Raw genomic sequence first — 23,592 nt, 5'->3', positions numbered from 1 at the left:
TGCCGAAGGTCGTCCATGATTACCTAAAAAGGACTCGGGGTCGCAGAGCTCCTCGGCTTCAGAAAGTGATGAGTTTGTCAGTTGATCACCTCTTCCCGGAAGCTTTAATAACTCAGTTAACATCTACGGCAAAAATTAACTGTTGCTCTAGGGCTTGGAGAGAGCCAGCGGCGAAAACGTCTGATGACAGCCAATTCCAGTTGCTATCGGTGCTCCAAACACCAATTTCACTAGTTTCAAGGTTTTGCCAAAGTACCTGGTTAATACCATTAACTGTCTCCGCTGCTAGGCCCTGCCAGTCACCAAAATTGTTTTCAAATACTTCACCCAGATATTTGATTGGTGCCGTTAAATCATCCCCAGTTTGAACATAATAATTACCAAAGATACCTTCGAGAAAACTAGTGTTACCTTTGCTTTCAATATTTGTAAGGCGATCGCCAAGGAGTTCATCGCCGTTTAAATCAATCTGGAAATTAATTTCTGCTTCCAAAGTGTTGAAAGAATTGGTAGGCCAAGTTTCGGACGAAATCCAGTTCCAGTTACTATCGGCGTTCCAAACCCCAATTTCATCAATATCAGGATTCTGCCAAAGCACGTTATTAACACCATTAATTGTTTCTGCTTCGAGGATTTGCCAATTTCCAAAACTGCCACTTACAAAGGGCTGATCCTCGTAAAGAAGACTGACTTCACTGCCGTCAGGCAATTGCACAAAGAAAAGATTGTCTTTAGCAACGACGCTTATCTCGTTTTGCACCTCGGGAGTAAGGGGAGGAACCAGGAATAGGTTCGTTGAAGCATTGGAAAGGGAATCAATGGTGCCATAGACATCATTATTGTTTTGGAACTGGCCATAGGCATTGCTAAAACTACCGCCGGGACTACTGGGAGCAGAATTATTGCTGAATGTCAGACCCGCACCAGTCACGAAGGAATTGTCGGTAATAAAAATGGCTCCGCCCAATGCTTGACCGGAATTTCCCCCAGTTCCTCCTTGGGTTGTGTTGCCACTGAACTGGGAATTAGTGATGGTAACCGTGGCCTGGTTAATAAAGAGCGCACCGCCTAAACCAGCACCGCCGCCGCCACTACCCCCATTTCCGGGACTACCTCCTTCAACTGTATTACCAGCGCCCCCTTGAGACCCTACACTACCATTCCCACCGATGGGATTGCCACCTCCGGACCCTCCAGAACCACCAAAGCCACCTCTCTTATCATCACCAGGATTTTGTCCTGAAGAACCACCGCCACCGCCACCAGCACCACCACCGGCACCAAAGCCACCAGCACCACCAGGGCCGCCACTTCCTCCATTTCTGGGAGTAAAATCAAATGGACTACCACTTGAACTACCGCCACCGCCACCACCGCCACCGCCACCGATCCCGAAACCTCCAGTTCCCCCAGTTCCCCCAGTTCCCCCAGCTTTATCATCACCAACAGACCCTGCGGCACCGCCATTGTTGGCATTACCAGAGGCGTTAAAATTTCCGCCCCCTCCCCCGGCAGAAGGACGATCATCCGGGGTTCCAAAAATCTCACCACCACCACCACGGGCCCCGGCTGTTCCATTGCCGCCCACGGCTCGATTGCTGTCAAAGCTCACATTATCAATAATGACAGTACTACCTTGGAGGATAGTTAGGGCGCCACCAGCCCCGGCACCACCGCCGCCGCCACTTACCCCATCGCCGCCTTTGGCATAGCCATTCTGCAAGTTCATGTAGGAAAGATTAACTGCGACCCCTTCAAGGGTGAAAATATTGTTGAAAGCCGAGGGGTTATTAAACTTTATCGTTGGAGTACCAAAGGCTCCTAGAGTTACAAAGGTAATATCATTACGGTTATTGAGAGTGGGTAAAGGACTATTCAAAATAATGGTGCCAGCGGCGATACCAGTCATATCAATCGTATCGGGGCTGGCATTAGCGCCTGCATCAATAATGGCTTGCCGAAGGGAACCGGCTCCCGAGTCATTTGTATTGCTAACGACAATGGGAGATACATCTTGGGCACCTTGAACAAATAGGTCTATGCCATCACTAACAACTTCTAGGAAGGGACGCAGGACACCTGTTACCCGAGCCAGATATTCATCCCCTAGGGCAATTAAAACATCAGTGCCATACTGAATGAGCTTGAGATCGTCTTGACGGGAAGCTAAACCCTTAAGCCCAATGGTATCAATACCTAGCTCAAAGTCCAGAATCGCATTAAAAGAATTGGTAAAGTCAATATCCGCAATCCAAAAATGATCCGCTCCGGCTCCACCGCTGATCAAGTTTCGACCACTGCCCCGCATGAAGAAGCGATCATTACCATCGTTACCGAAGGCCTTGTCTCCCTGTCCCAGGAAGAAAGTATCATCTCCATCTCCACCATTTAGGTTATTAGTTCCCCGATCGCCCGAGGTATCAAGGATGTCGTTTCCTAAACCCCCGAACAGAGAATCATTTTGTCCTGCAATAAGGCGATCGTTACCTGGACCACCATAAACTTGATTGTTGCCCTGGGCCAGACTCAGATCGACTAAGTCATCTCCCCCTAGGGCAAAAATGATATTATCTTTGCCGACAAATCCGGGAAAAATACCTGGCACGAGGGTTTCACCGTTTTCTGTACCATAGACCGCCACAGAGGAAACAGCGGTGGACTCAAATAGATTATTGCTTTGTTGAATTAAGAGCTTAGTTCCCTTATTTATGTACTGGTCATAAGTTACACCTTGTTCTGTCACAGTCCCTGATTTTGTCCAATTCTGGAAGTCACTGGCGACGATAAAGGAGTTATGACCCAAAACCGTAAAAGTGTTGGTGGTATCAGATAAGGCTGTGAGGGTTTCTACGTTCAACGTGACCCGATTGTTAATTCCTAGGTCAATGACTTCAATACCTCGGATCCGACTGCCGATTGTGGTATCGGTGAGGTCAAGGTTGTTGGAAGACAGAATGTAACTATTGAGTTGCAAAATATCTTTACCACTACCCCCGTCCAAGCGTTCAAAATTGAGACTCCCGATGGATAGCAAGTCATTGCCTTGGCCTCCATTCATCACGACTCGTCCCCCGGCGGAAACATTTACACCTGCGCTCTGCAAAATATCGTTACCCTGACCCCCATTCATAATATGGGGAGCGGATGAGGTTGCGAGGGAAGTTGCCGAAAAAATGTCGTTGTCAATAGTGCCAACGTAGGTGACATTCTGGGTAAAGTCCCCACCAAAGACGTTGTAGGCCAACCCTGAAACTCCTTGGGAGTTGTCACCCTGGGCCCCAATGCCAAGATCGGCGTAGCCGTCCCCATTGACATCACTTAATCCCCCCACAAAGGAACCCGCAAAGGAATAGGCTTGGGCACCAACGGTCTCAAATCCATTACTGCCATTTAAATTGGACAGATCCACCGTGCCACCAACACCGAGAATAGAACTACCAAATAGAGTATAAATAGTTCCTTCTGTATCACCATTATTTGTCCCATCTGGGTTCCCAACTCCTGCGCTAGGGGCACTAACCAGCAAGTCATCATAACCATCCCCATTGATATCTCCGCCGCCAGCGATACTATAACCTACGAGGTCTTCTGAGCCAGGAGCCTGCTGGATGGTGAAGCCGTTGCCACCATTTAAGTTGCTGAGGTTGAAAGAGCCGCTGGAGCCAAGGTTACGGCCTCCAAAGACAACATAGGCTGCGCCATTCTTACCAAAGTTAAGATCATTCGTCAGGCCGACAATGAAGTCTCCAAAGCCATCACCGTTGAGATCTCCTGCCAAGCTAATACTGCCCACTCCTCCCTGCTCAGATATGCTAGAAATGCTTGGAGAGGTTAACTTAAAGCCATTACTGCCATTGAGGGTTGCTAAATTGAGGGAGGAATTGGAGGCTAAATTGTTTTTGCCAAAAATGACGTAACCATAAAGGTTTTCATTAACCTCATCAATGCCAATCAAGCCAAAATCCTCGTAGCCATCACCATTAACATCCCCCAGGGAATTGACTGCTGTAATTGGTTTACCCGCTTCAATTTGGATGGGTAAAGACTCATTTAAAACATTGACATTGCTAGTTACTCCACTGCTCCAGGTTTCTTTGCCAAAAACAATGACTGGGTTGAGGTTTGCGCTGCTAAGTAAAACATCATCTATACCATCCCCGTTAAAGTCACCGGAGGCTAGATTCACCAGTGCGCCTTGGTTAGGAACGTTAGGAACGGTGATATTAACACCACCATTACTTGCAAGTAAATTATTGATGTCAATGCCGGTATCGGGGTTAATGCTTGACCAGATGGAGGAATCTTCGCTACCCAAAATAATGGTTGCGTAGCTTTGCCCTAAGGCGCCACTGCGGGAAACGACAAAATCAGTAATGCCATCGTTGTTGAAGTCGCCGTAGTCGAGGGTTTGCTGACCTAAAATCAGACCATCATTGCTGGCGATCGTAATCGCTACACTATCGACAAAAGTGCTGGGTTGAGCCGGGTCACTGCCAAAGAAAAGGTAAACAATTTTCCCCCCAGCACCATTAAAGCCCGCATCCGCAATTAGGGTATCAACATAGCCGTCGTTGTTAATATCCGCCCCTAACTGCACCGTTCCAATTTCATTCTTAGTGACGGGCTGGAAGACAAAACCGTTATCACTCCGCAATTTGGTGACATCAATACTGCCGCCCGCTCCGACCCAAGGGTGTCCGTAGGCAACGTAAATTTGGCTAGTCTCGACTCCTGGATAGATCTGAGGCGTGGCGATCGCCATATCGGGGGAACCATCTCCATTCACATCCCCAATAGACCCCAGGCCTAAGCCCAATTGAGTACCGGAGTTAGGATTGTTAAACAAAAAGACCCGACTATTAAGAGTATTGACGTCGGATAATTCCAGTACCCCTTGATTGAGGAAATTAGCCCATTGACTTGTACCTAAAATAAGATAACTTTGGCCGGTGGCACTGTTAGGCCCATTGGTTCCTAAGGTTGGCGCGCTGATAATAAAGTCATCAAAAAAGTCGTTATTGATATCCCCGACAGCGGAAATCCAGTACCCTGCATTACCCCCCAAATTTTGGGTTGTATCGTAAATACCGTTGATGATAAATCCATTGGTGCCATCGAGATTTTGCAAATTAATCGCACTATTCCATCCCGAAGCCTTGCCAAAAACCACATAGGCTCGCCCTAAGCCATTAATGCCATTGGCGGCAGAGTTGGCGGCGCTGATAATAAAGTCATCGAAACCGTCATTATTGATGTCGCCCGCATTGACCACGTTGGTGCCAGCGTTATCTGCAATAGTGAAGTCCGGCTGTAAATTCGGGTCAGAGGGGGTGCCTCCCCCCAGGTTGGACTGGTTATAAAAAGCTTGCCCATTGAGAATCAGACCATTACTGCCATTGAGTTGACCTAGGTTCAAAGAACCATTTAAACCGGTGCCACCAAAGGCAACATAGACCTGACCGCCATAGGCTAGAGGCTTACTATCCGCATCTTCGCTACCAGAATAATCTACCGGATTGGCCTGGGGTGCCCCCAATAATAGATCAAAGACACCATCGCCATTGATGTCAGCCACGCCTAATCCTGTTCCGATTTGGCCGATCCCTGTATTTAGAAGAAAGCCGTCACTGCCTAGATTGTCCAAATTCAGGGAGGGGGTGTTACTGTTCAGGGCATTTTTAATGGCCGACCCAAATACTACATAAATGGTATTAATGGCAGGGGCACTGATAATCACATCTGCTAGACCGTCCCCTGTCACGTCGGCGATCGCCGTTTTAAAGCCCGCCGCATTACCGGCTTGATTGGACTCCAAAACTAAACTAGAAGCCGTAGATAAATCAATAGTGCTTTGACCCTCGACGTTGCTACCCCGCAGAATATAAACTTTACCCGCAGAATTTTGCACTGAATTTTGAGGAGCTCCCAACACCAGATCACTCAACCCGTCACTGTCTAAATCCGCCGTCGCCATGGCCGTTCCCAATAGGCTTTGACTCGCTCCCTGGATAATGACCCCATTAGTACCATCAAGACTATCCAAGGATAGACCTTGATCCCGAATGCCAATGGTCGGATTACCATAGACCACATAGACGGCACCATTGCCCCCATTTTTGGCCGGTGCGCCTACCAAGAAATCATCCGTGCCATCACTATTTATATCTCCCCCTGGGGCGATCGCCATACCAGCTTGGGCTAGGGGATCTGCATTTAAGATGAAACCACTGTCAATTTCAGATAGGCTGGTTGGCTCATCCTCAATGGTTGTTACCGTTGCAACGAGTTCTAATCTGGTATTCCCCAAACGCAAACCATCTAGGCGGAGGTGAGCACCTTCATGGTCACTAGTGATGACCACCCGAAATTTTTCTGCCCGGCGTTCGGTAATGTCATCATCTAGGATTGCAATCCGAATCTCCTTGAAAACTTCCCCTGGAGCAAAGGTCAGGGTTCCAGCCTGGGCTACATAATCAGCCCCCGCTGTGGCAGAACCATCTACAGTACGATAATTAAAGCTCACCGCTTCTTGAATATTCCCGGTGCGACGCACAAGCAAAACAGCTTCGCCATCGGTTTCTTTTACCCGAATAGGTGAAACTTGGAGTTGACTGGAGCCTTGACTATTGTTGTGGGGAATTACTAAGCGCAAATCACTTTCCGCCACAACACTGTTGTGGGTTGGCTGATCAAAAGCAGAATTAACTGTTTGATTGCTGATGCTGTTGCTAATTTCGATCGCCTCCGCCACGGTTTGGAAAGTGGTGAGGTTTGATAAATCCGGCGCAAATAGAACCGCAGGAGTCCACTGGGCAAATTGCTGATTATAGCTACTATAAAAAATACTTATGCCATCATCGGCAGCAGGATTCACCTCTGTCCAGAATATTGTCGCTTCGCCGCCCACCGTTGCAGATACGGGCGTTTCTAATAAACGCAGGTCACCGCTAGCTACGATTTGAGCATTACTCCAGCTTGTTCCATTCCAAAAAGAACTGTAAAGTACATCATTCTTAGTGTCACCGCCATTGGTATATAGTCCGGTATCTGGTATCAGGGTATCCGCTACGACCCAGGATAGAAGTAATGCGCCATTCGCCAGTTGAGTTAGGGTCAAAGCCTGGGGAGTTTTAATGTCTGGGTTAATGGGTATGGCATCGCTCCAAGTAGCGCCATTATCATTGGAGGTTGAATAGAACAACGTACTGGCCGCAAGGGATTCAACAAACTCAGGCCGGTTAACGCTTCCATCGGGATTAAAAATATCAGGACTGGCATTACTCCAAACCACCAATAGTTGCCCCGTTACCGTTGTGCCGATGACCGGGTTAAAGTTCATGCCGGCACTGTTGGGAATCACTAAAGGATTGCTCCAGGTATTGCCGCCATCGGTGGATTTCGCCAGTAACACCTGGGACAGACTTTCATTATGGGTATTTTTCACCCAGGTAGCATAAAGATTGCCATCACTCGCTACAAGAATACTGGGGGAGGTGTCATCGGTCAGATTAGAACCAACACTAGTGCCATCAAGGGGATTGCCCGCATAGATCGCAGTACTTCCTTGGATAAAATCAGGGTTAATGCCAACTAGCAAATCATCGGCATTGAGGGTAGTCGACAAATTTTCTGCAATCAAGCTGGGATTATCGAAGTTTTGCTCAACTTTGAGGGTTGTGGACCATTTTTTACCAAAAAGATTTAGCCCTAGTGCGAGTGTTTCTTCTAAGCTATCAAATCCGACGTTAGGGAAAACTTCAAAGTTTGCCAGGATCTCTAGCTTGCTTTCAAAATCAAAAGCCGTAAAGCCAAGCAAGGCCAGCTTTAATTTGCCTGATAATCCAGTGCCAAAGCTAAGAAGACCAGTGTTTTCCACGCCGGGAATCAGTGCTAATTCCGCTGGACTTGGAGCTTCTAAACCAGGGGGCGGCGCAAGCAAATTGTCTGCGGCTTGGTCCGAATTGATTAGCCAGTAGAGTTGGCTGGGGTCATCTCCAGGCTGGGCCGGAGTGCCATCAGCCCGCACCAAGGAATACCAATATTCAACAGTTGTATTTTCTGTCTGAGTTTCAGCTAGGGTTGATCCCCCCGTGACTAGGGCTTGGGGGGTAAGATCAAAATCTGTACTCCATTTTTGTTTGAGCGTAAAAGCCAAATCAAAAAGCAATCCCAACTGAACTTCAGCATCGAGGAGAGAAATCGGAACTCCACCTACAGAAAAACCAATGTCATAGGTGGTTTTCCCTGGTAATAAATTACGTTCGTATTCTCCCCTGAGCCTCAGGGCATCGGATGCAGAAAAAGTATTGCCATCCCCGTTAAGTAAAAAATCTAGTTGGAGTTTCCCCTGTAGACGACCTTTGAGGGAAACCTTGTTTTTACCGAAGCTCAGTGCCCCGGACAGTTCATCCTGCAGTTGCAAAAAAGCAGATAGCCCTGGATCACCCGAATTAATCAGGTTCGTAAAGTTGATCCCCCCCCCTAGGGCAAGGGCATTTTTGAATTCCAATTTGCCGTTAAAAAAAGATAAAGGAAGTTGATACTCTTTTTTGTTTTCTTTCGTGATTAAAAAAGTTCCTGGAACTTGTATATCTCCATCTCCGAGGGCCAAGGTGGGGGAAGCATTGGGAGCAATAAAATTACTGGGATTGAGAGGCTTGACCTGGGTGAGGGTGTTATGGAGTGTTTCTCGGTTTCTGAGGTCTATGACTTGGCTGTATAAATCTCTGTCAGCTTGGGGATCATCTAAGTCAATTTTTTCGGTGATTAGGAGCAGATTACCGTCGGCAGTGGTCTGCAACCGCATATTTTCATCACTCACTGCGTCATCGGTGAGCTTGAATGTTTGGCCCCAGTTATATTGCCCTAGGCTATTGAGAATGCCGCTAGCGCCATGAATATCGCTGTTATTTCCTTCTCCTTCGATCCAAGAAATAAAAATCCCCTCTACGGAACTTCCTGTTTCTTCCCCTTGGCTTCGTACTCCTGTGGTAATTTTAAGTTCTTTGGCACTGACACTATTGGCGATCGGAGCAGATTCCCGCCACCGCCCGACAGAAGGGTCGTAGTAGGCGTGGTAAATGACGTTATTTTGGTTCCAAACTAAATGTGTAAAACCGTTCGAGTCAACGGCGATCGCCGGAGTCTGGGTAGAGGCAGCCATAAATACCTTATGTAAGACAGAGGAAAAACAGGATGTTGAACAAAGTAGAAAGTACTTATGTCTATGACCGGGAGGTGGAGGTCTTCGAGAAAATTATCCAGAGCCGTAGATAAATTATCATTATTCTTTAGGAAAGTCTCATAACCATTGCTTAACCATCTTCTGTGCCGATGCTACATTCCAAGATTTAAGCAGCAATTTCTAGGAAGCTAAACCCTTCATTTGTAGGGTTTTTCCCAGTAATTTCCCTTTCTGCTTCCAAAGCCGCCGCCTATTCCATCACCCAGGCATTATGGAAGCTTTGCCAAAAATGTGGTCGAGGTCAGCTTTGACTAGAAAATTACGCCTTATAATTCAGAGCTAAATAATGGGGAATATCAGTTATGAAACATTCACGGAGAAATTTTCTCGCTTTGGCAGGGGCCAGTTCCCTTCTGGCGATCGCCGCACCAAAACTATTAGCCGAGGGCATTCCCCAGGAAATTTTAAACAAAATTTTGCCTCTGCCTGGTAAGTATGGGGAGTATTATAGCCAAGCAAAAATTCGAGCTTTCCATCTTCATAATCAACCCGACACTAGCCCTCTCCATAAAGCCCTAGAAGAACTGTGGCTAGAAGTATTTAAGCAAACGGAGGGAGAACTTTTTGTTTCCCCCATTCCCCACGACGCTTCCATTCCCGCTGGCGATCCCCAAGCAGTACAGTTCATTACCGGAGGACGTTTTGAAATTGTCAGCGTTGCTGGGCCCATCATCGACAAAGTAGCTCCCGATGTCATTGGTGTGCAAAATATTCCCCTCCTTTATCAATCAGCCCAAGACGTTTTTGAAATTATTAATCAGTCCCTCTTTGCGGAAGCTCTTAATGGCTCGGTAGCCCAATATAATTTAACTTATTTACGGAATGGCACGTTTAACAACGGCATGAGAATTGTCACTTCCATTGCCAGTAAGCCAATTTATAAACTAGAAGATTTTCAAGGGTTAAAGATCAGGATTCCTCCTTCCAATGACATGGCAATGACCATGGAAGCTCTAGGAGCTGTTCCCGAAAAAATCACCATGAATCAAGTCTTTCGCGCTTTAGAAAATGGCACAGTGGAGGCCCAGGAAAATCCTTCATCTGTAGCATTAGGTTTTAAATTATATGAGGTAACCAAATATTTAAACATGACTAACCATGCTTGGTCTGGTTATAACACGTTTTTCAACACCAGTTTTTGGGAGAGTCTTTCCCCTACTGTTCAGGCGGTAATCAAGGAACTTCTGCCGGTTTATCAGGCCAAACAAATCAGAGCTCAGGAAGAATACAACCAGCAAGCTTACCAACAATTAATTGGTAAATTAGGCATGGTGCAAACTAAACCTAATTTATCCCAAGCTCCGCAAAAGCTAATTGAAGTTTATCGGTTTATATATAGTCAATTAAATTCCCAAGCTCAATCTCTGATCAAAAATAAGCTAGAAGAGAAAACTGGTATCAAGTTTGCTTGAAATTTTCAACAACTTCACGGCTAATTTATATTAACTATTCCCTGGTTAAAATCAAGGTATGAAGCATATATTTAGGTTTAAAAATTATTTTTTCCATTCTAAAAACAATCAATTGAAGCGTTTGCTGTTGGTTGCGTTTCTCTTAACTGGTCTATGGTTGACTCCCCAGCAAGGAAGAGTCTGGGGTCAAGAACAACCTTTTGTGGTTAAAAAAATTGATCTTAGTCAGTATGGAGCTGCGGCTTCCATTGCCCAAGATCCAGAGTCAAAACAGCTAGCCATTGGCTTTTATAATTGCAACTTGATTTTTCTCGATGCTAATTTAAACCAAGATCAGAAAAATAATTTATTTCTTAAAAACTGTAAACGTTTTTTTCGGGCTAGGTATGGGGAATTTGGCTCGATCCCTTTCCTTATTTCTTCTATCTACACTGGAAGCAGTGTTTTGCATAACTCCCAGGAAAATTTTGATATTCCCCTCCATAAAGCGGCGGTAACAGATTCATTAATTCTCCAAGATTATCTATTATCATCTTCTGATGATGGCTCAGTGACCATTTCACGATTAATCAGTCTTTCCCCCCCGGAGGTTAACACCTTCAAGCTTTACCAATCTATTGGTGTTGCTAGAAATCTAGCTTTTACCCACACCTCCAATCCAGAAGTTGGCAAAGTTGCTGTTAGTTACGATACGGGGGAAATTGCTATTTTTAATATTGATCATGATACAGCCCGTAACCCCGTTGAACCTAGCACCTTTAAAACAATTAACAGCCGCATCAACACTTTCAAATTTACTCCCGATGGCGCCAAGCTACTAATTGGTTACTTTACCGGAGAGTTAGTAGAGCTAGATTTAGCCACCGGTGCCCATAAAACCCTTGCAAAAGTAAACTCATGGCTGAACGCTTTGGATATTAACTCTGAAAATTTAGTGGCGATCGCCGATGATCAAGGCTTTGTTAAAATTATTTCCTTAACCACGGGAAAAATCGTCGAAGAACATAAAATTTCTACTACAGGTATTAACGCTGTCATTTTCACCGATGACCAGACAGTGGTTGCCGCCGATGCCACTGGCATGATTTACCAAGGAAAATTGGCCGGCTCCAATTAGGTAAGGCAACTGCCGTCTCAATGTGCAATGCGGTCTAGTGCTTGCCCAAAATTATTTTGGGAAACTCCCAAGCCATGATTAATGACGATAGCTGGCCAAGAAGGGAAACCTCCCTCCGTTATGATTTAGAATTCTTAGGTAACTTTTATGTATCTGTTGCTGAGAAAGGAGTGTGTAACCAGTGGCTAAGTATGTGCTTTGGGGAACCTATTGTGACAACGTGGAAGAAAAAAGAGCCCCCCACCGTCAAGCACACCTAGATGGACTGAAGGTCCAAAAGGAAAGTGGTGTGTTGGTTACCATTGGACCTACCAAAGATTTACGGCAGGTTTTTGCAATTTACGACGCGCCAGACCAGGACACGGTGGAAAAGTTGGTGCAAGGAGATCCTTACTGGCAAAACGGCATCTGGACAGAGTATGAAGTCAAAGAGTGGATTCAGGCTTTTTAACAGCGAACTAGTGTTTAAATTAAAGACCCTGACGGACTGGTCTGCTTAGTCTTCGTGGTCATCGAAGGGATCACCCAACTCAGCGGACGGAGGGCCAAAGGAAGTGTACACAGCCAGACCAGTGATGGCGATGAGAATGACAGCAAAAGTAATGCTAAGAACTGTTGCGGATTCCATGGGGTAAGATTGATAGTTGTTTCTGTTGTCTTATATTATTACAGAACATTACAAAAACTCATTTAGTCATTTTTACGGGAAGTCTATGGCACAGCGCACTCGGTTAGGAGATATCCTCAGACCCCTCAACTCGGAATACGGTAAGGTCGTACCGGGCTGGGGCACCACTCCTGTCATGGGGGTATTTATGGCTCTTTTTCTGGTTTTCTTACTGATTATTTTGCAGATTTATAACTCTTCTCTGATTCTCGAAGGCTTTAGCGTGGACTGGGCTGGTTAATGGGGGGTTGTTGACATATTCCTGACCCAATTTAATCCCAACTTAATTTTGGTTAACTTTCTTTAGATCCCGCCCCGCCGGGATTTTTTTGTCTTATGGAGCATAGGGGGCCACAAACTGTCATTGGCTAGTCAGGGAATATCGCCCAAAGCCTTGTCTAGATGGGCTGGCGCGTTTTCTGTCATAATCGAACAGGACTTGTTACATTTTTTATTGCAAATCCCCGGGGTAGCGGTAACTTAGCCGGCCTGCCTCTCTGTAACGATGTTGCCGGGGTTTCTCCGGTGAATGTTAGTAAAAATCCTTAAATTTAGACGGTTCATTATGACACAGATTTCTGGCTCCCCTGATGTCCCCGATTTGGGTCGGCGTCAGTTTATGAACTTATTGACCTTCGGTACGATCACTGGGGTGGCGGCCGGGGCCCTCTATCCAGCAGTAAAATATTTGATCCCCCCCTCCAGTGGTGGTTCGGGCGGTGGTGTAACGGCCAAAGATGCCCTTGGTAATGATGTTAAGGTGACGGAATTTTTGGCTTCCCATAACGCTGGCGATCGGGTGTTGGCCCAGGGGTTGAAGGGCGACCCGACCTATATTGTAGTCCAGGGGGATGACACGATCGCCAACTATGGTATTAATGCGGTGTGTACCCATTTGGGCTGTGTAGTGCCCTGGAATGCCAGCGAAAACAAATTTATGTGCCCTTGTCACGGCTCCCAGTACAACGCTGAAGGTAAAGTGGTCCGTGGCCCGGCTCCCCTCTCTTTGGCTTTGGCCCACGCTACCGTTACCGACGACGACAAATTAGTGCTCAGCACCTGGACCGAAACCGATTTCCGCACCGACGAAGATCCCTGGTGGGCTTAGGTTTAGCTTTGCTATCCGTTGAGTAAGCAACACTGTTGTAATTTTGTGTAATTGTCTGAGACTGGTCTTTTTCCCCTACTGTTCACCTAAACCTAATCCGTTCAACTTAACGATGAGAAACCCTGATACTTTGGGGCTGTGGACGAAAACCATGGTTGCTCTGCGCCGCTTCACGGTGTTGGCGATCGCCACAGTCAGCGTCTTTTTGATCACCGACCTTGGTCTGCCCCAGGCCGCCTCTGCCTATCCCTTTTGGGCCCAGGAAACAGCGCCTTTGACCCCCCGGGAAGCCACTGGCCGTATTGTTTGTGCTAACTGCCACCTCGCCCAGAAAGCGGCAGAAGTGGAAATTCCCCAGGCAGTTTTGCCAGACACCGTGTTTGAAGCAGTAGTCAAAATTCCCTATGATCTCGATAGTCAGCAGGTACTAGGAGATGGTTCCAAGGGTGGCTTAAACGTTGGAGCCGTGTTGATGTTGCCCGAAGGGTTCAAAATTGCTCCCCCCGATCGCCTGTCCGAGGGACTTAAAGAAAAAGTTGGCGGCACCTACTTCCAGCCCTACCGGGAAGACATGGAAAATGTGGTCATTGTTGGCCCCCTGCCCGGTGAGCAGTATCAGGAAATCGTTTTCCCCGTGCTATCCCCCGATCCTGCCAAGGATAAAAGCATTAACTACGGTAAATTCGCTGTCCACCTGGGGGCCAACCGGGGCCGTGGACAAATTTATCCCACTGGTTTGCTGAGCAATAACAATGCCTTTAAAGCCCCCAACGCTGGCACCATTTCAGAAGTTAACGCCCTTGAAGCTGGTGGTTACCAACTGATCCTCACCACTGCCGACGGTACAGAAACCGTGGACATTCCCGCCGGCCCCGAATTGATTGTCAGTGCCGGTCAAACTGTGGAAGCTGGGGAATTTTTGACCAATAATCCCAATGTGGGCGGTTTTGGCCAGAAAGATACGGAAGTAGTGCTGCAAAATCCCACCCGCATTAAATTCCTTGTACTCTTCTTGGCGGGGATTATGCTCTCCCAAATTCTGTTGGTGTTGAAGAAAAAACAGATTGAAAAAGTTCAAGCTGCCGAACTTAATTTCTAGTTCATTTCTCCACCGGATTATCCCGTCATAGGGGCGGAGCCTAGGTTCTCCCCTGGGGGCCATCGAAGAATGCTCAGCTTGAGTTATGTCGTCGGTGGCCCCATTGATTTTTGCAGAACTGCCCTAGCTCGATATGCTGGTAGGAATAGACAACTTTTAGATTTTGCTGACTCTATGCGTGTTTACGTTCTTTTATTCAACGCAGGTACGGATAATGAAGGCATCCACACCGTACAAATGGGGGGACGCAATAAAATTTTGATGTTCACTTCCGAGGACGATGCCACCCGTTATGCCCTGCTTTTAGAGGCCCAGGATTTCCCGCCCCCCTCCATTGAAGCCATGGATTCCCGGGACATTGAAGAATTTTGTCAAGAAGCTGGCTATGACTGCGAGGTTGTGGCGGAAGGCATGCTGGCCATTCCTCCGGAAAAAAATGTGGCGGAACCGGAATGGGACCCGGATGGGGTTTTGCAGGCGGCCCGGGAAGCCCAAAACACTGACCAAGGCGAGGGAGAAGAAAAGCCAGACAACGAATTTTCCGATGCTGAACTAGAAAATATTCGCCGTCGTTTGGAGGGGTTGTTGTAGAAAAATTGTGGACATGTCCTTTCTGGTTTTAACTAACCCTTTTACTAACCATAATTTTAAAGCTTAGTCCCAGTTAATTGACTAAATTTGGTTTGGTTGATTTTGTTTAATCTCTAATTTGTTTTTTCTTTCCCCGATCATCTTTCTCCCATCCCCCATGCCTATGGAAATCTTAGAAGAGCGCGGTCATTTATTAACAGAGCAGACCAATCCCCAAAGTCAAAATTTGGACCAGTTGTCCAGCCTGGAATTGGTAGATTTATTTAACCAACAGGATCAACTGACAGTGACGGCGATCGCCGGGGCGAGGGAAGATTTAGCGGCGGCCATTGAAATTATTAGTGATGCTTTGGCTAAAGGGGGGAGACTTTTCTACATTGGCGCAGGTACCAGTGGCCGGTTGGGGGTGTTGGATGCGGTGGAATGTCCCCCCACTTTTTGTACACCATCGGAGTTAGTGCAGGGAATTTTAGCCGGGGGAGCCAGTGCGTTACTCCGCAGTTCAGAAGGTTTAGAAGATATTGCGGCAGATGGGGCCCAGGCGATCGCCGACCATCGCATTACCCAGTTGGACGTGGTGGTGGGAATTACGGCCGGGGGTACGACTCCCTATGTCCATGGAGCGTTAGATGCGGCCAGGGCCCGGGGGACGAAAACGATTTTTATTGCTTGTGTACCGGAAAGCCAAGCTCCTTGCCAAGCAGACGTGAATATTAGACTTTTAACCGGGCCAGAAATTTTGGCCGGTTCCACCCGCTTAAAAGCGGGCACAGTGACCAAAATGGCCTTGAACATCCTGTCTACTGGAGCCATGGTCAAGTTGGGCAAAGTTTACGGCAATCGTATGGTGGATGTGGCGGTAACTAATCGCAAACTGGAAGACCGAGCCATTAGAATTTTGCGAGATTTAACCGATTTAAACCGAGAGGAAGCGGCTGAATTACTGGTCGCCAGTGGCCAACGGGTTAAGTTAGCTTTGTTAATGCACTGGTCTGGTTTAAGTGCAGAATCTGCCCAGGCTCAACTCGATCGCCATGGGGGAAATTTACGCCAGGCCATGGATGCTGCTCCCTAATCTTCATCAACCCCAGCTGAGAAATAATTCTAATTTCCACACTTGTTTTACCCATGCCCACTACCCTAGACCAGTTTTTAGTCCCCATTGTCTTCGCCATTTTTGCCCTGGCGATCGGTGTTTTAGTCTGGGGCTATCGGCGGGCTAAACCCTTTGGCAAATTGGGAAAACTGGCTTGGCTCCAGTCGGTGGTGCTGATGGCCCCTTGGCTATTATATTTTGTCCTTTTTAGTTTTGGTTTATCCATCAGTTTGCCCGCAGTGTTGGTTTTGCTTTTGGTGTCGGGGGGCATTTACATCTATCTGGGTCGGCAAATGCGGGAAGAAGGACAAGCGGAACTGTTGCGCCAAAAGGCAGCCCAACGTCTGCAAGATTTGGCCAATGGGGCAGATAAAACCACTGTGCTCGGTGACAGCACGGCCAACACAAACTTAGAAGAAACTTCCCCCATTCCCCCGGAAGATTTGGCCATTATTAAAGGTATTTTTAGCATTGATAGCTTTTTTGCCACGGAAACCATTGCCTACCAGGAAGGGGCAATCTTTAAAGGTAATTTGCGGACGGAAGCGGAGGATGCTTTCGGTAAACTATCGGGCAAACTGAAGGAATTAATGGGGGAAAAATATCGCCTTTTCCTAGTGGAAGGGAGTGAAGACCGCCCCGTGGTGGTGATTTTACCCAGTACTAATGACCCCCAACCCAGCACCTTGGCCCAGAAAAATTTGGCGGTGGTGTTACTGGTGGCCACCATTGTGACTACGTTAGAAGCCAGTGCGGCCCTGTTGGGCTTTGACTTAGTGGACAATTGGCAACGGGTGGGAGAAACAGTTCCCCTGGCGATCGCCGTGGGTATTATTTTGCTAGCCCATGAATTAGGTCACCTCTGGCAGGCGAAAAAATGGGGAGTCAGGTTGAGTTGGCCTTTCTTGCTACCCAACTGGCAAATCGGCTCCTTTGGGGCCATTACTCGTTTTGAATCCCTTTTACCCAGCCGCAATGCCCTCTTTGACGTGGCGATCGCCGGGCCGGCCATAGGGGGATTAGTTTCTTTACTATTTTTGATCGTGGGACTGAACTTATCCGGGGGCAATAATTTATTTCAACTGCCGGTGCAATTTTTGCAAGGTTCCCTGTTGGTGGGCACGTTAGCTAAATTAATTTTGGGCAGTGCTCTAAAAAGTAGTGTGATTTCCATCCATCCTTTGACGGTGTTAGGTTGGCTCGGTTTGGTAATTAATGCCTTAAATTTATTACCCGCTGGGCAACTCGATGGGGGCCGCATTGTCCAAGCCATCTACGGCCGTAAAGTAGCCCGCCGCACCACCATTGCCACCCTAGTTATTTTGGGGGCTGTTTCCCTATTTAACCCCGCCAATCCCATTCCCCTCTATTGGGCGATCGTGGTTTTATTTTTGCAACGGCAATTGGAACGCCCCAGCTTAAACGAGTTGACGGAACCGGACGACACCAGGGCCGGCTTGGGTTTACTAGCCCTATTGTTAATGTTGCTGACCCTGATTCCCTTTAGCCCCAACTGGGCCTTGAGGCTAGGCATTGGCGGTTAATGGACTTCCAATAGTGAAAATTTCAACATCCATGCCCCATCGTTTAATGCCCGACCAGTGTTTAAGTAAACCCGCCTATCGCCTTTACCAAGCGGGGGTCTATGGTCGTTGGACAGTGGTGGCCTTGCTGTGGCTAACCCTTGTTCCCTGGTCTATTTGGCAGTTTCGCCAAGATATTGCCCTGTTACAGGACCATTTCACCTGGGTTGCTATCCGTTATGGCTTTGCCTTTCAGTTAGTACCTGCTTTTACTTTGTTTGGCAGTATTGGTTTTACCGGGGCGGTATTGATTCGCCAAAGTTGCCATATTCTTTGGGGTCTATCCATTAAGGAAAGGAATAATCTCATTCGAGGTACGGCTAGAATTCGTAAAATTGGTCCCCGCCATCTCCTCTGGCGTTGGTTATTCCGTTAAAGCAGGCAGGATTTTTCAACCTTTTTGCAAAATTGTTGATAGTCTAAAAGCCTCTTTTAAAAGCCCCCAACCCACCCAACTTTGGGGAGAAACTGGGTAAAGTTTCCTCAGTATTACCGGAGTAATTTAGGGGCGGAATCAAACTTTCTGAAGACCTTCCAAAACGAAAAATTAGCAAAAGTGGTCCAACTAAGTCTGAGTCAAGTTCACCAAGACCAAATTTATCGCCATGGGGAACGGTGTTATCCGGAGGAATGTTGTGGTCTTTTACTGGGGAAAATATTAATTGGAGAAAATGGTCATCGCCATTGGCAAGTAGTCGAAGTACAGCCAACGGAAAATTGCTGGGGTGATGTGGAAGAATTTCAGCAGAATAATCATCAGGGAAATAAGTTACATTACTTTGCCATTGACCCCAAAGTTTTGCTTTCCGCCCAAAAAGATTGCCGCCAAAAAGGGTTAAGCATTATCGGTATTTTCCATTCCCATCCCCATGGCCAGCCCATACCGTCAGAATTTGATCGGGCCATTGCTTGGCCAGAATATATTTACCTCATTGCTTCCGGTGAAAATGGAAGGTTCAATACCAGTAGAAGTTGGTACTTAAACGAAGCAGGAAACTTTATGGAAGTGGACTCAACGTTGTTGCTGTAACCAGGTGGTAATGCCCGTCGCTAAAGCCTGCACCAATTGTTCCTGGGCTTGGGCATTGGTAATCCACTCGAATTCCTGGGGACTAATCATAAACCCCAATTCCAACAACACTGCTGGGGCAATGGTGGGACGGGTTAAAGCCAAATTATTCCAGTAAACTCCGTGGGAATTTCTGCCTAAATTTTCCACCAAATACCGCTGTAAAAAATTAGCTAAATCCGCTGCTTGGGCATTGTACCAAAATGTACTAATGCCATCGGTTTCGTTGGGATTACCGCTATCGGGTAAGGCATTGTAATGGATGGAAAGGGCGATCGCCGGTTGCACTTGGGCAATCTGGGTTTGGCGATCGACTAAAGAGACAAATTCGTCCCTGGTACGGGTGAGATGGACATTAGCCCCTTGGGATTTGAGGCGATTAGCTAAACGTTGAGAAATGAGTAAGTTAATGTCTTTTTCTGCATAGCCAGTGGGCCCCACTGCCCCCGCTTCACTACCCCCATGGCCCGGATCGAGCAGAATTTTTACTCCCTGCAAGTTACCGGGTTGGGAAGAAATACGGGGAGGATGACGCAAAGACAAAATTAGCGTAGTGCCCTCATAACGCAGATCGTAACCCCACTGTTGATCAGTCTTAAAAGTGAAATAATAATCAATCCGATCTGGACTAATTTGTTGCCAGGTCAAATTACGAATAATAGGATCATTATCGAGGCGGATAGTGTCAGTTTGGGCAGTGGTATTGTAAAGACTTAAAGTCAGTCCCATTTCAGTTTGATGTACTGTTACTGGCACCGGCAATTGCAAGGGAAAACGCATTTCTGTACGATCGCCAAAAACTTGGTAACCCACACTGCGAATTAGGGAACGAGGCGGAGCTTGGCTCGGTAAAGTACGGGTTTCATCTGCTTTAATCCAGCCGCCATAGTCTAACCGCAACCAGTCCCCATCCTGGCCAGTGACGCTAGCTTGACTACCCTGGGGTAAAGGAGTTAACCGGGAATAATCGGTGCCAGGGCCTGTGCGGGCAACCCCCGTTTGACTGGTAACCACAATTACCTGGGGGCGATCGCCATTGAGCAAAGTAACGCTACCGGGGCCAGGAGTGGAAAAGTTTTGTCCCCGCCATTGCAGATTAAATTGAGGCGTTCCCAATTGGGCAGGTAAGTTAGTCACGTTGAAACTTTGACAGCCTTTATACTGATCCGCTGCTGTAACTTGGGGCTGATTTTCTCCGTGCAAAATGGTGTTATTGGGCGGTAACTGTACCACATTGCCCTGGGGGGTGAGGGGAATGGTTTGGCCCGCCAAGGTCACCGTGGCCATGGCATCCGTAGGGGCGATCGCCGTAAAGCAAATTGGTTCGCCAGCAGGACGACTAATGGGCACAGCGGGGGTGAGGGAGCCGGCGGCAAAACCACCTTGGGGGGACAATGTGGGGCCAGTGCCAATGCGGGTAATGGTACGCTCAATCCGTTGGGACTCTGCTTGAAAAACAAACTGATTTTCCCCCATCTTGAGAGGGATTACAGGGGCAAAATTGCCTTGGGCACTGCGTTCAATGGGCTGGCCATTGAGGGTAACGGTCACATTTGGAGCGGCAGAACCAATGAAAAAAATCGTCGGGCTACTGGTTTGGTGATTTTGGGGTGGATAGGCCAAAAATAAGGGCTGACTTTGGGCTACAGCCGGCATAGTGAAAACCACCGCTGCCCCCACACCAATCATTGTTCCCAACCAAGATTCCATTGCCATCATTGCAAAAAATTCCCGTTTTAAATCAGCCAATTGTATTAATTAACCCAGCCCAGACGCAAATTGCCAAGCCCTAGTTTTCCCTTCTACCATAGAAAAACATTCGCTCTTTTGCTTAATCAATGGTTGCTACTGTTTCCTCTACGTCTCTTCTTGAACAACCAGAATTATTAGAACGGCGTCTCCAGGAAATTCCCCAAGAGCCGGGGGTTTACTTCATGGGCGATCGCCAAGGAGAAATTCTCTACATCGGCAAGGCAAAAAAATTGAGAACTAGGGTTAGATCCTATTTTCGGGATTCCCAACCCCACACTGCCCGCATTGCTTTGATGGTGCAACAGGTAGCGGAAATTGAGTTTATTGTCACCGATACGGAAGCGGAAGCTTTAGCCTTAGAAGCTAATTTAATCAAACAACACCAACCCCATTTTAATGTTCTGCTTAAAGATGATAAAAAATATCCTTATGTGTGTATCACCTGGTCAGAAACCTATCCCCGTATTTTTATTACCAGAAAACGCCGTTTAAACCAGGCTAAGGATCGTTACTACGGGCCCTATGTGGATAGTTTTAGTTTACGGCAAACATTGCGATTAATACAACGTATTTTTCCTCTGCGGCAACGTCGTCAGCCCCTATTCAAACATCGTCCTTGCTTAAATTATGACATTGGCCGTTGTCCTGGAGTTTGCCAAGAATTAATTACCCCAGAAGACTACCGCCAAACCTTACAAAAAGTCGCTATGGTTTTCCAGGGACGTACCCAGGAACTACATCAATTGTTAACGCAACAAATGGAAAAGGCGGCGGCAGATTTAAAGTTTGAACAGGCGGCTCTAATTCGGGACCAAATTAATTCCCTCGGTAAACTCAACGCTGATCAAAAAGTTTCCTTACCCCAGGACACCATTTCCAGAGATGCGATCGCCGTGGCCAGCGATGGACAAATTAGTGCCATTCAACTTTTCCAAATTAGGGCGGGAAGATTGGTAGGAAGGCTGGGATTTTTCGCCGATGGAGTGGAGTCGGAGTTGGAAAAAGGGGAAGTATTACAGCGGGTTTTGGAACAGCATTATCAACAGGTCGAAGCGGTGGAAATTCCCAGCGAAGTCATTCTGCCCTGTGCTTTACCTGATGGAGAATTGCTCAATGATTGGTTAACTAGCCAACGGGGAAGAAAAGTAACTTTTAACCTCCCCCAAAGACAAACCAAAGCTGAGCTATTGGAAATGGTGGAACGTAACGCCCAGTACGAGTTAGAGAGGTTACAAAAACAGACTGCTAAAAACGTTACAGCGCTAGAAGATTTAGCGGAAATTTTAAATTTAGAAACTTTGCCAAAACGCATTGAAGGTTATGATATTTCCCACATTCAGGGTTCTAATGCTGTAGCTTCCCAAGTTGTATTTATTGATGGAGTGCCAGCCCAACAGTATTATCGCCATTATAAAATTAAAAACCCGTCCATTAAAGTCGGTCACTCTGACGATTTCGCCAGTTTGGCAGAAGTTATTATCCGCCGTTTTCAATCCTCTGTAAAAGGCAAAAAAAATCAACAGGATTGGCCAGATTTAATTATGATTGATGGCGGTAAAGGTCAACTATCAGCGGTGGTTAAGGTGCTGAAGAAAATGGATTTGCTGGATAAATTTACGGTGGTCAGTTTAGCGAAACAAAGGGAAGAAATTTTTCTACCGGGAGAATCCCAACCCTTGCCCACCCACGCGGAACAACCTGGAGTGCAATTATTACGCCGTTTGCGGGATGAAGCCCATCGCTTTGCGGTCAGTTTCCACCGTCAACAACGGCTTAGTAAAAGTCGGCGATCGCGCTTGGATGAAATTCCTGGTTTAGGTTTTAGTCGCCAAAAACAATTGTTAGCCCATTTCCGTTCTTTGGATTATATTCGGGAGGCCAGTGTCAAACAATTACAGGAAGTACCAGGTATTGGTCCCCAGTTAGCCCAGACAATTTATGATTACTTTCATCCGGTTAATTCATAATCTTTGTTAGTCACATATTGCTTAACTAATTTAGCTATTAATTAATGATTAATTTAAATCTCCAGTGCAGTTTTTACCAGCGCCGCAGGAATATTAGGACTTTCAGGATTGACGGTAATGGTTTGTGAACGGGGACTAATAACTAAATCCATATCTTCCAAAGGAACAGCCCCTAGCAAAACTGCATCCCCTAAGACTAGGGCTCCAGTAAAACAATTACGATTACCAAACCTCACTTGCACTGGTCCCACATAATCAACTAGTCTTTTTTTGCTGTCGGCAGTAGTAACTTCCCGTTGTTCCAACGTTTCTAACTTAAGTTGAATCACAACATGCTCAGGAATACAAAGTGTAATCGCCCCTGTATCAACTAAGGCATTGACCTTCATTGGTTGTAGAGCCTGTTCTTTGGGATTGATAAGCTCAATATTGGCATAAACTAAACCCATTTTTTAACCTCAAGGTAAACTGTAATATTTTGACCCTAATCTGGCAAACATAACCTTTTTTCAGATAGTCTAACTACTATTTTAATCTTCCCGATCGCAGGATGCTAATTACCAACCAAAAACCAATTACCGTAGCTGCCACAAACAAAATATTGGCAATTAAAGTTAGCTGTTGATCATTGCCAGTGGAAAGAATTGCCGCCCCCATAATTAGAGAACCAAGCACAATACTAAAAGATAAACGGTTAGCGGACTTATCGATGGTGCGACGCACTGGCTCCAACCCCTCTAGCCGCACATTCCATTGCAAAGTTTCCGTAGTTAGGCGATCGAGTAACACGTCCATTTGCCTGGGGGTTTTAAGGGAAACTGCTTTAAGATCTAATACTGTTCTTAATGCTGTCTGCAAAGGATTAGTGCCAAACAGTTGCCGACGGA

At 46.7% G+C, this 23,592-nt stretch carries 17 protein-coding genes; 12 read left to right on the top strand and 5 right to left on the bottom strand.

Annotation, left to right across the window (positions count from 1 at the left end; all coding sequences use genetic code 11):
• Positions 1–112 precede the first annotated feature (112 nt).
• Positions 113–9,163, bottom strand: a complete 9,051-nt coding sequence (locus SYNPCCP_RS17770) for a Calx-beta domain-containing protein (RefSeq protein ID WP_010872264.1) — start codon at positions 9,161–9,163, stop codon at positions 113–115.
• 383 nt (positions 9,164–9,546) lie between these two features.
• On the opposite strand from SYNPCCP_RS17770, the gene SYNPCCP_RS05495 reads away from it, so the two are divergent.
• The 3 genes from SYNPCCP_RS05495 to SYNPCCP_RS05485 all read left to right on the top strand — a co-directional run bounded on the left by SYNPCCP_RS05495 (position 9,547) and on the right by SYNPCCP_RS05485 (position 12,224).
• A complete protein-coding gene (locus SYNPCCP_RS05495; protein WP_010872263.1) occupies positions 9,547–10,656 on the top strand; it encodes a TRAP transporter substrate-binding protein in 1,110 nt (369 codons plus the stop codon).
• A 127-nt stretch (positions 10,657–10,783) separates the two neighbouring features.
• The gene (locus SYNPCCP_RS05490; protein ID WP_020861640.1) at positions 10,784–11,773 is read left to right on the top strand and encodes a WD40 repeat domain-containing protein; all 990 of its coding nucleotides are present in this window, start codon (positions 10,784–10,786) and stop codon (positions 11,771–11,773) included.
• Between the two features lie 181 nt (positions 11,774–11,954).
• Positions 11,955–12,224 carry a YciI family protein gene (locus SYNPCCP_RS05485; RefSeq protein WP_010872261.1) on the top strand — a complete coding sequence of 90 codons (270 nt, stop codon included), beginning with the start codon at positions 11,955–11,957 and terminating at the stop codon, positions 12,222–12,224.
• Positions 12,225–12,269: 45 nt separating this feature from the next.
• Here SYNPCCP_RS05485 and psbN read toward each other — a convergent pair whose 3' ends face one another.
• Positions 12,270–12,401 (bottom strand): photosystem II reaction center protein PsbN, encoded by a 132-nt coding sequence (gene psbN / locus SYNPCCP_RS05480; protein ID WP_010872260.1) that lies wholly within the window; start codon positions 12,399–12,401, stop codon positions 12,270–12,272.
• Between the two features lie 85 nt (positions 12,402–12,486).
• On the opposite strand from psbN, the gene psbH reads away from it, so the two are divergent.
• The 8 genes from psbH to SYNPCCP_RS05440 all read left to right on the top strand — a co-directional run bounded on the left by psbH (position 12,487) and on the right by SYNPCCP_RS05440 (position 18,947).
• Positions 12,487–12,681 (top strand): photosystem II reaction center phosphoprotein PsbH, encoded by a 195-nt coding sequence (gene psbH, locus SYNPCCP_RS05475; RefSeq protein WP_010872259.1) that lies wholly within the window; start codon positions 12,487–12,489, stop codon positions 12,679–12,681.
• A gap of 324 nt (positions 12,682–13,005) precedes the next feature.
• A complete protein-coding gene (gene petC / locus SYNPCCP_RS05470) occupies positions 13,006–13,548 on the top strand; it encodes a cytochrome b6-f complex iron-sulfur subunit (protein WP_020861638.1) in 543 nt (180 codons plus the stop codon).
• 112 nt (positions 13,549–13,660) lie between these two features.
• Entirely contained in the window at positions 13,661–14,647 is a 987-nt protein-coding gene (petA, locus tag SYNPCCP_RS05465; RefSeq protein WP_010872257.1) for a cytochrome f, read from the top strand.
• A 174-nt stretch (positions 14,648–14,821) separates the two neighbouring features.
• Positions 14,822–15,238: a DUF3110 domain-containing protein gene (locus SYNPCCP_RS05460; RefSeq protein WP_041425796.1), complete on the top strand. Its 417-nt coding sequence runs from the start codon at positions 14,822–14,824 to the stop codon at positions 15,236–15,238.
• A gap of 157 nt (positions 15,239–15,395) precedes the next feature.
• Positions 15,396–16,313, top strand: a complete 918-nt coding sequence (murQ, locus tag SYNPCCP_RS05455; RefSeq protein WP_010872255.1) for an N-acetylmuramic acid 6-phosphate etherase — start codon at positions 15,396–15,398, stop codon at positions 16,311–16,313.
• A 53-nt stretch (positions 16,314–16,366) separates the two neighbouring features.
• Entirely contained in the window at positions 16,367–17,878 is a 1,512-nt protein-coding gene (locus SYNPCCP_RS05450) for a site-2 protease family protein (protein ID WP_010872254.1), read from the top strand.
• 31 nt (positions 17,879–17,909) lie between these two features.
• Positions 17,910–18,293, top strand: a complete 384-nt coding sequence (locus tag SYNPCCP_RS05445) for a hypothetical protein (protein ID WP_070097961.1) — start codon at positions 17,910–17,912, stop codon at positions 18,291–18,293.
• A 180-nt stretch (positions 18,294–18,473) separates the two neighbouring features.
• Entirely contained in the window at positions 18,474–18,947 is a 474-nt protein-coding gene (locus SYNPCCP_RS05440; protein ID WP_010872252.1) for a M67 family metallopeptidase, read from the top strand.
• Here SYNPCCP_RS05440 and SYNPCCP_RS05435 read toward each other — a convergent pair.
• Positions 18,930–20,705, bottom strand: a complete 1,776-nt coding sequence (locus SYNPCCP_RS05435) for an N-acetylmuramoyl-L-alanine amidase (RefSeq protein ID WP_010872251.1) — start codon at positions 20,703–20,705, stop codon at positions 18,930–18,932. The genes SYNPCCP_RS05440 and SYNPCCP_RS05435 overlap by 18 nt on opposite strands.
• Positions 20,706–20,824: 119 nt before the next feature.
• Between SYNPCCP_RS05435 and uvrC the strand changes: the two genes are divergently transcribed.
• Positions 20,825–22,705: an excinuclease ABC subunit UvrC gene (gene uvrC, locus SYNPCCP_RS05430; RefSeq protein ID WP_010872250.1), complete on the top strand. Its 1,881-nt coding sequence runs from the start codon at positions 20,825–20,827 to the stop codon at positions 22,703–22,705.
• A 53-nt stretch (positions 22,706–22,758) separates the two neighbouring features.
• On the opposite strand, the gene SYNPCCP_RS05425 is transcribed toward uvrC, so the two are convergent.
• Entirely contained in the window at positions 22,759–23,154 is a 396-nt protein-coding gene (locus tag SYNPCCP_RS05425) for a clan AA aspartic protease (protein WP_010872249.1), read from the bottom strand.
• Positions 23,155–23,230: 76 nt separating this feature from the next.
• Positions 23,231–23,500: a hypothetical protein gene (locus tag SYNPCCP_RS05420; RefSeq protein WP_010872248.1), complete on the bottom strand. Its 270-nt coding sequence runs from the start codon at positions 23,498–23,500 to the stop codon at positions 23,231–23,233.
• Positions 23,501–23,592: the final 92 nt, after the last annotated feature.

Source organism: Synechocystis sp. PCC 6803 substr. PCC-P, from assembly GCF_000284455.1.
Lineage (GTDB): Bacteria > Cyanobacteriota > Cyanobacteriia > Cyanobacteriales > Microcystaceae > Synechocystis.
The sequence above is the reverse complement of the archived record's forward strand: the minus strand, read 5'-3'. Positions and strand labels throughout refer to the sequence as shown.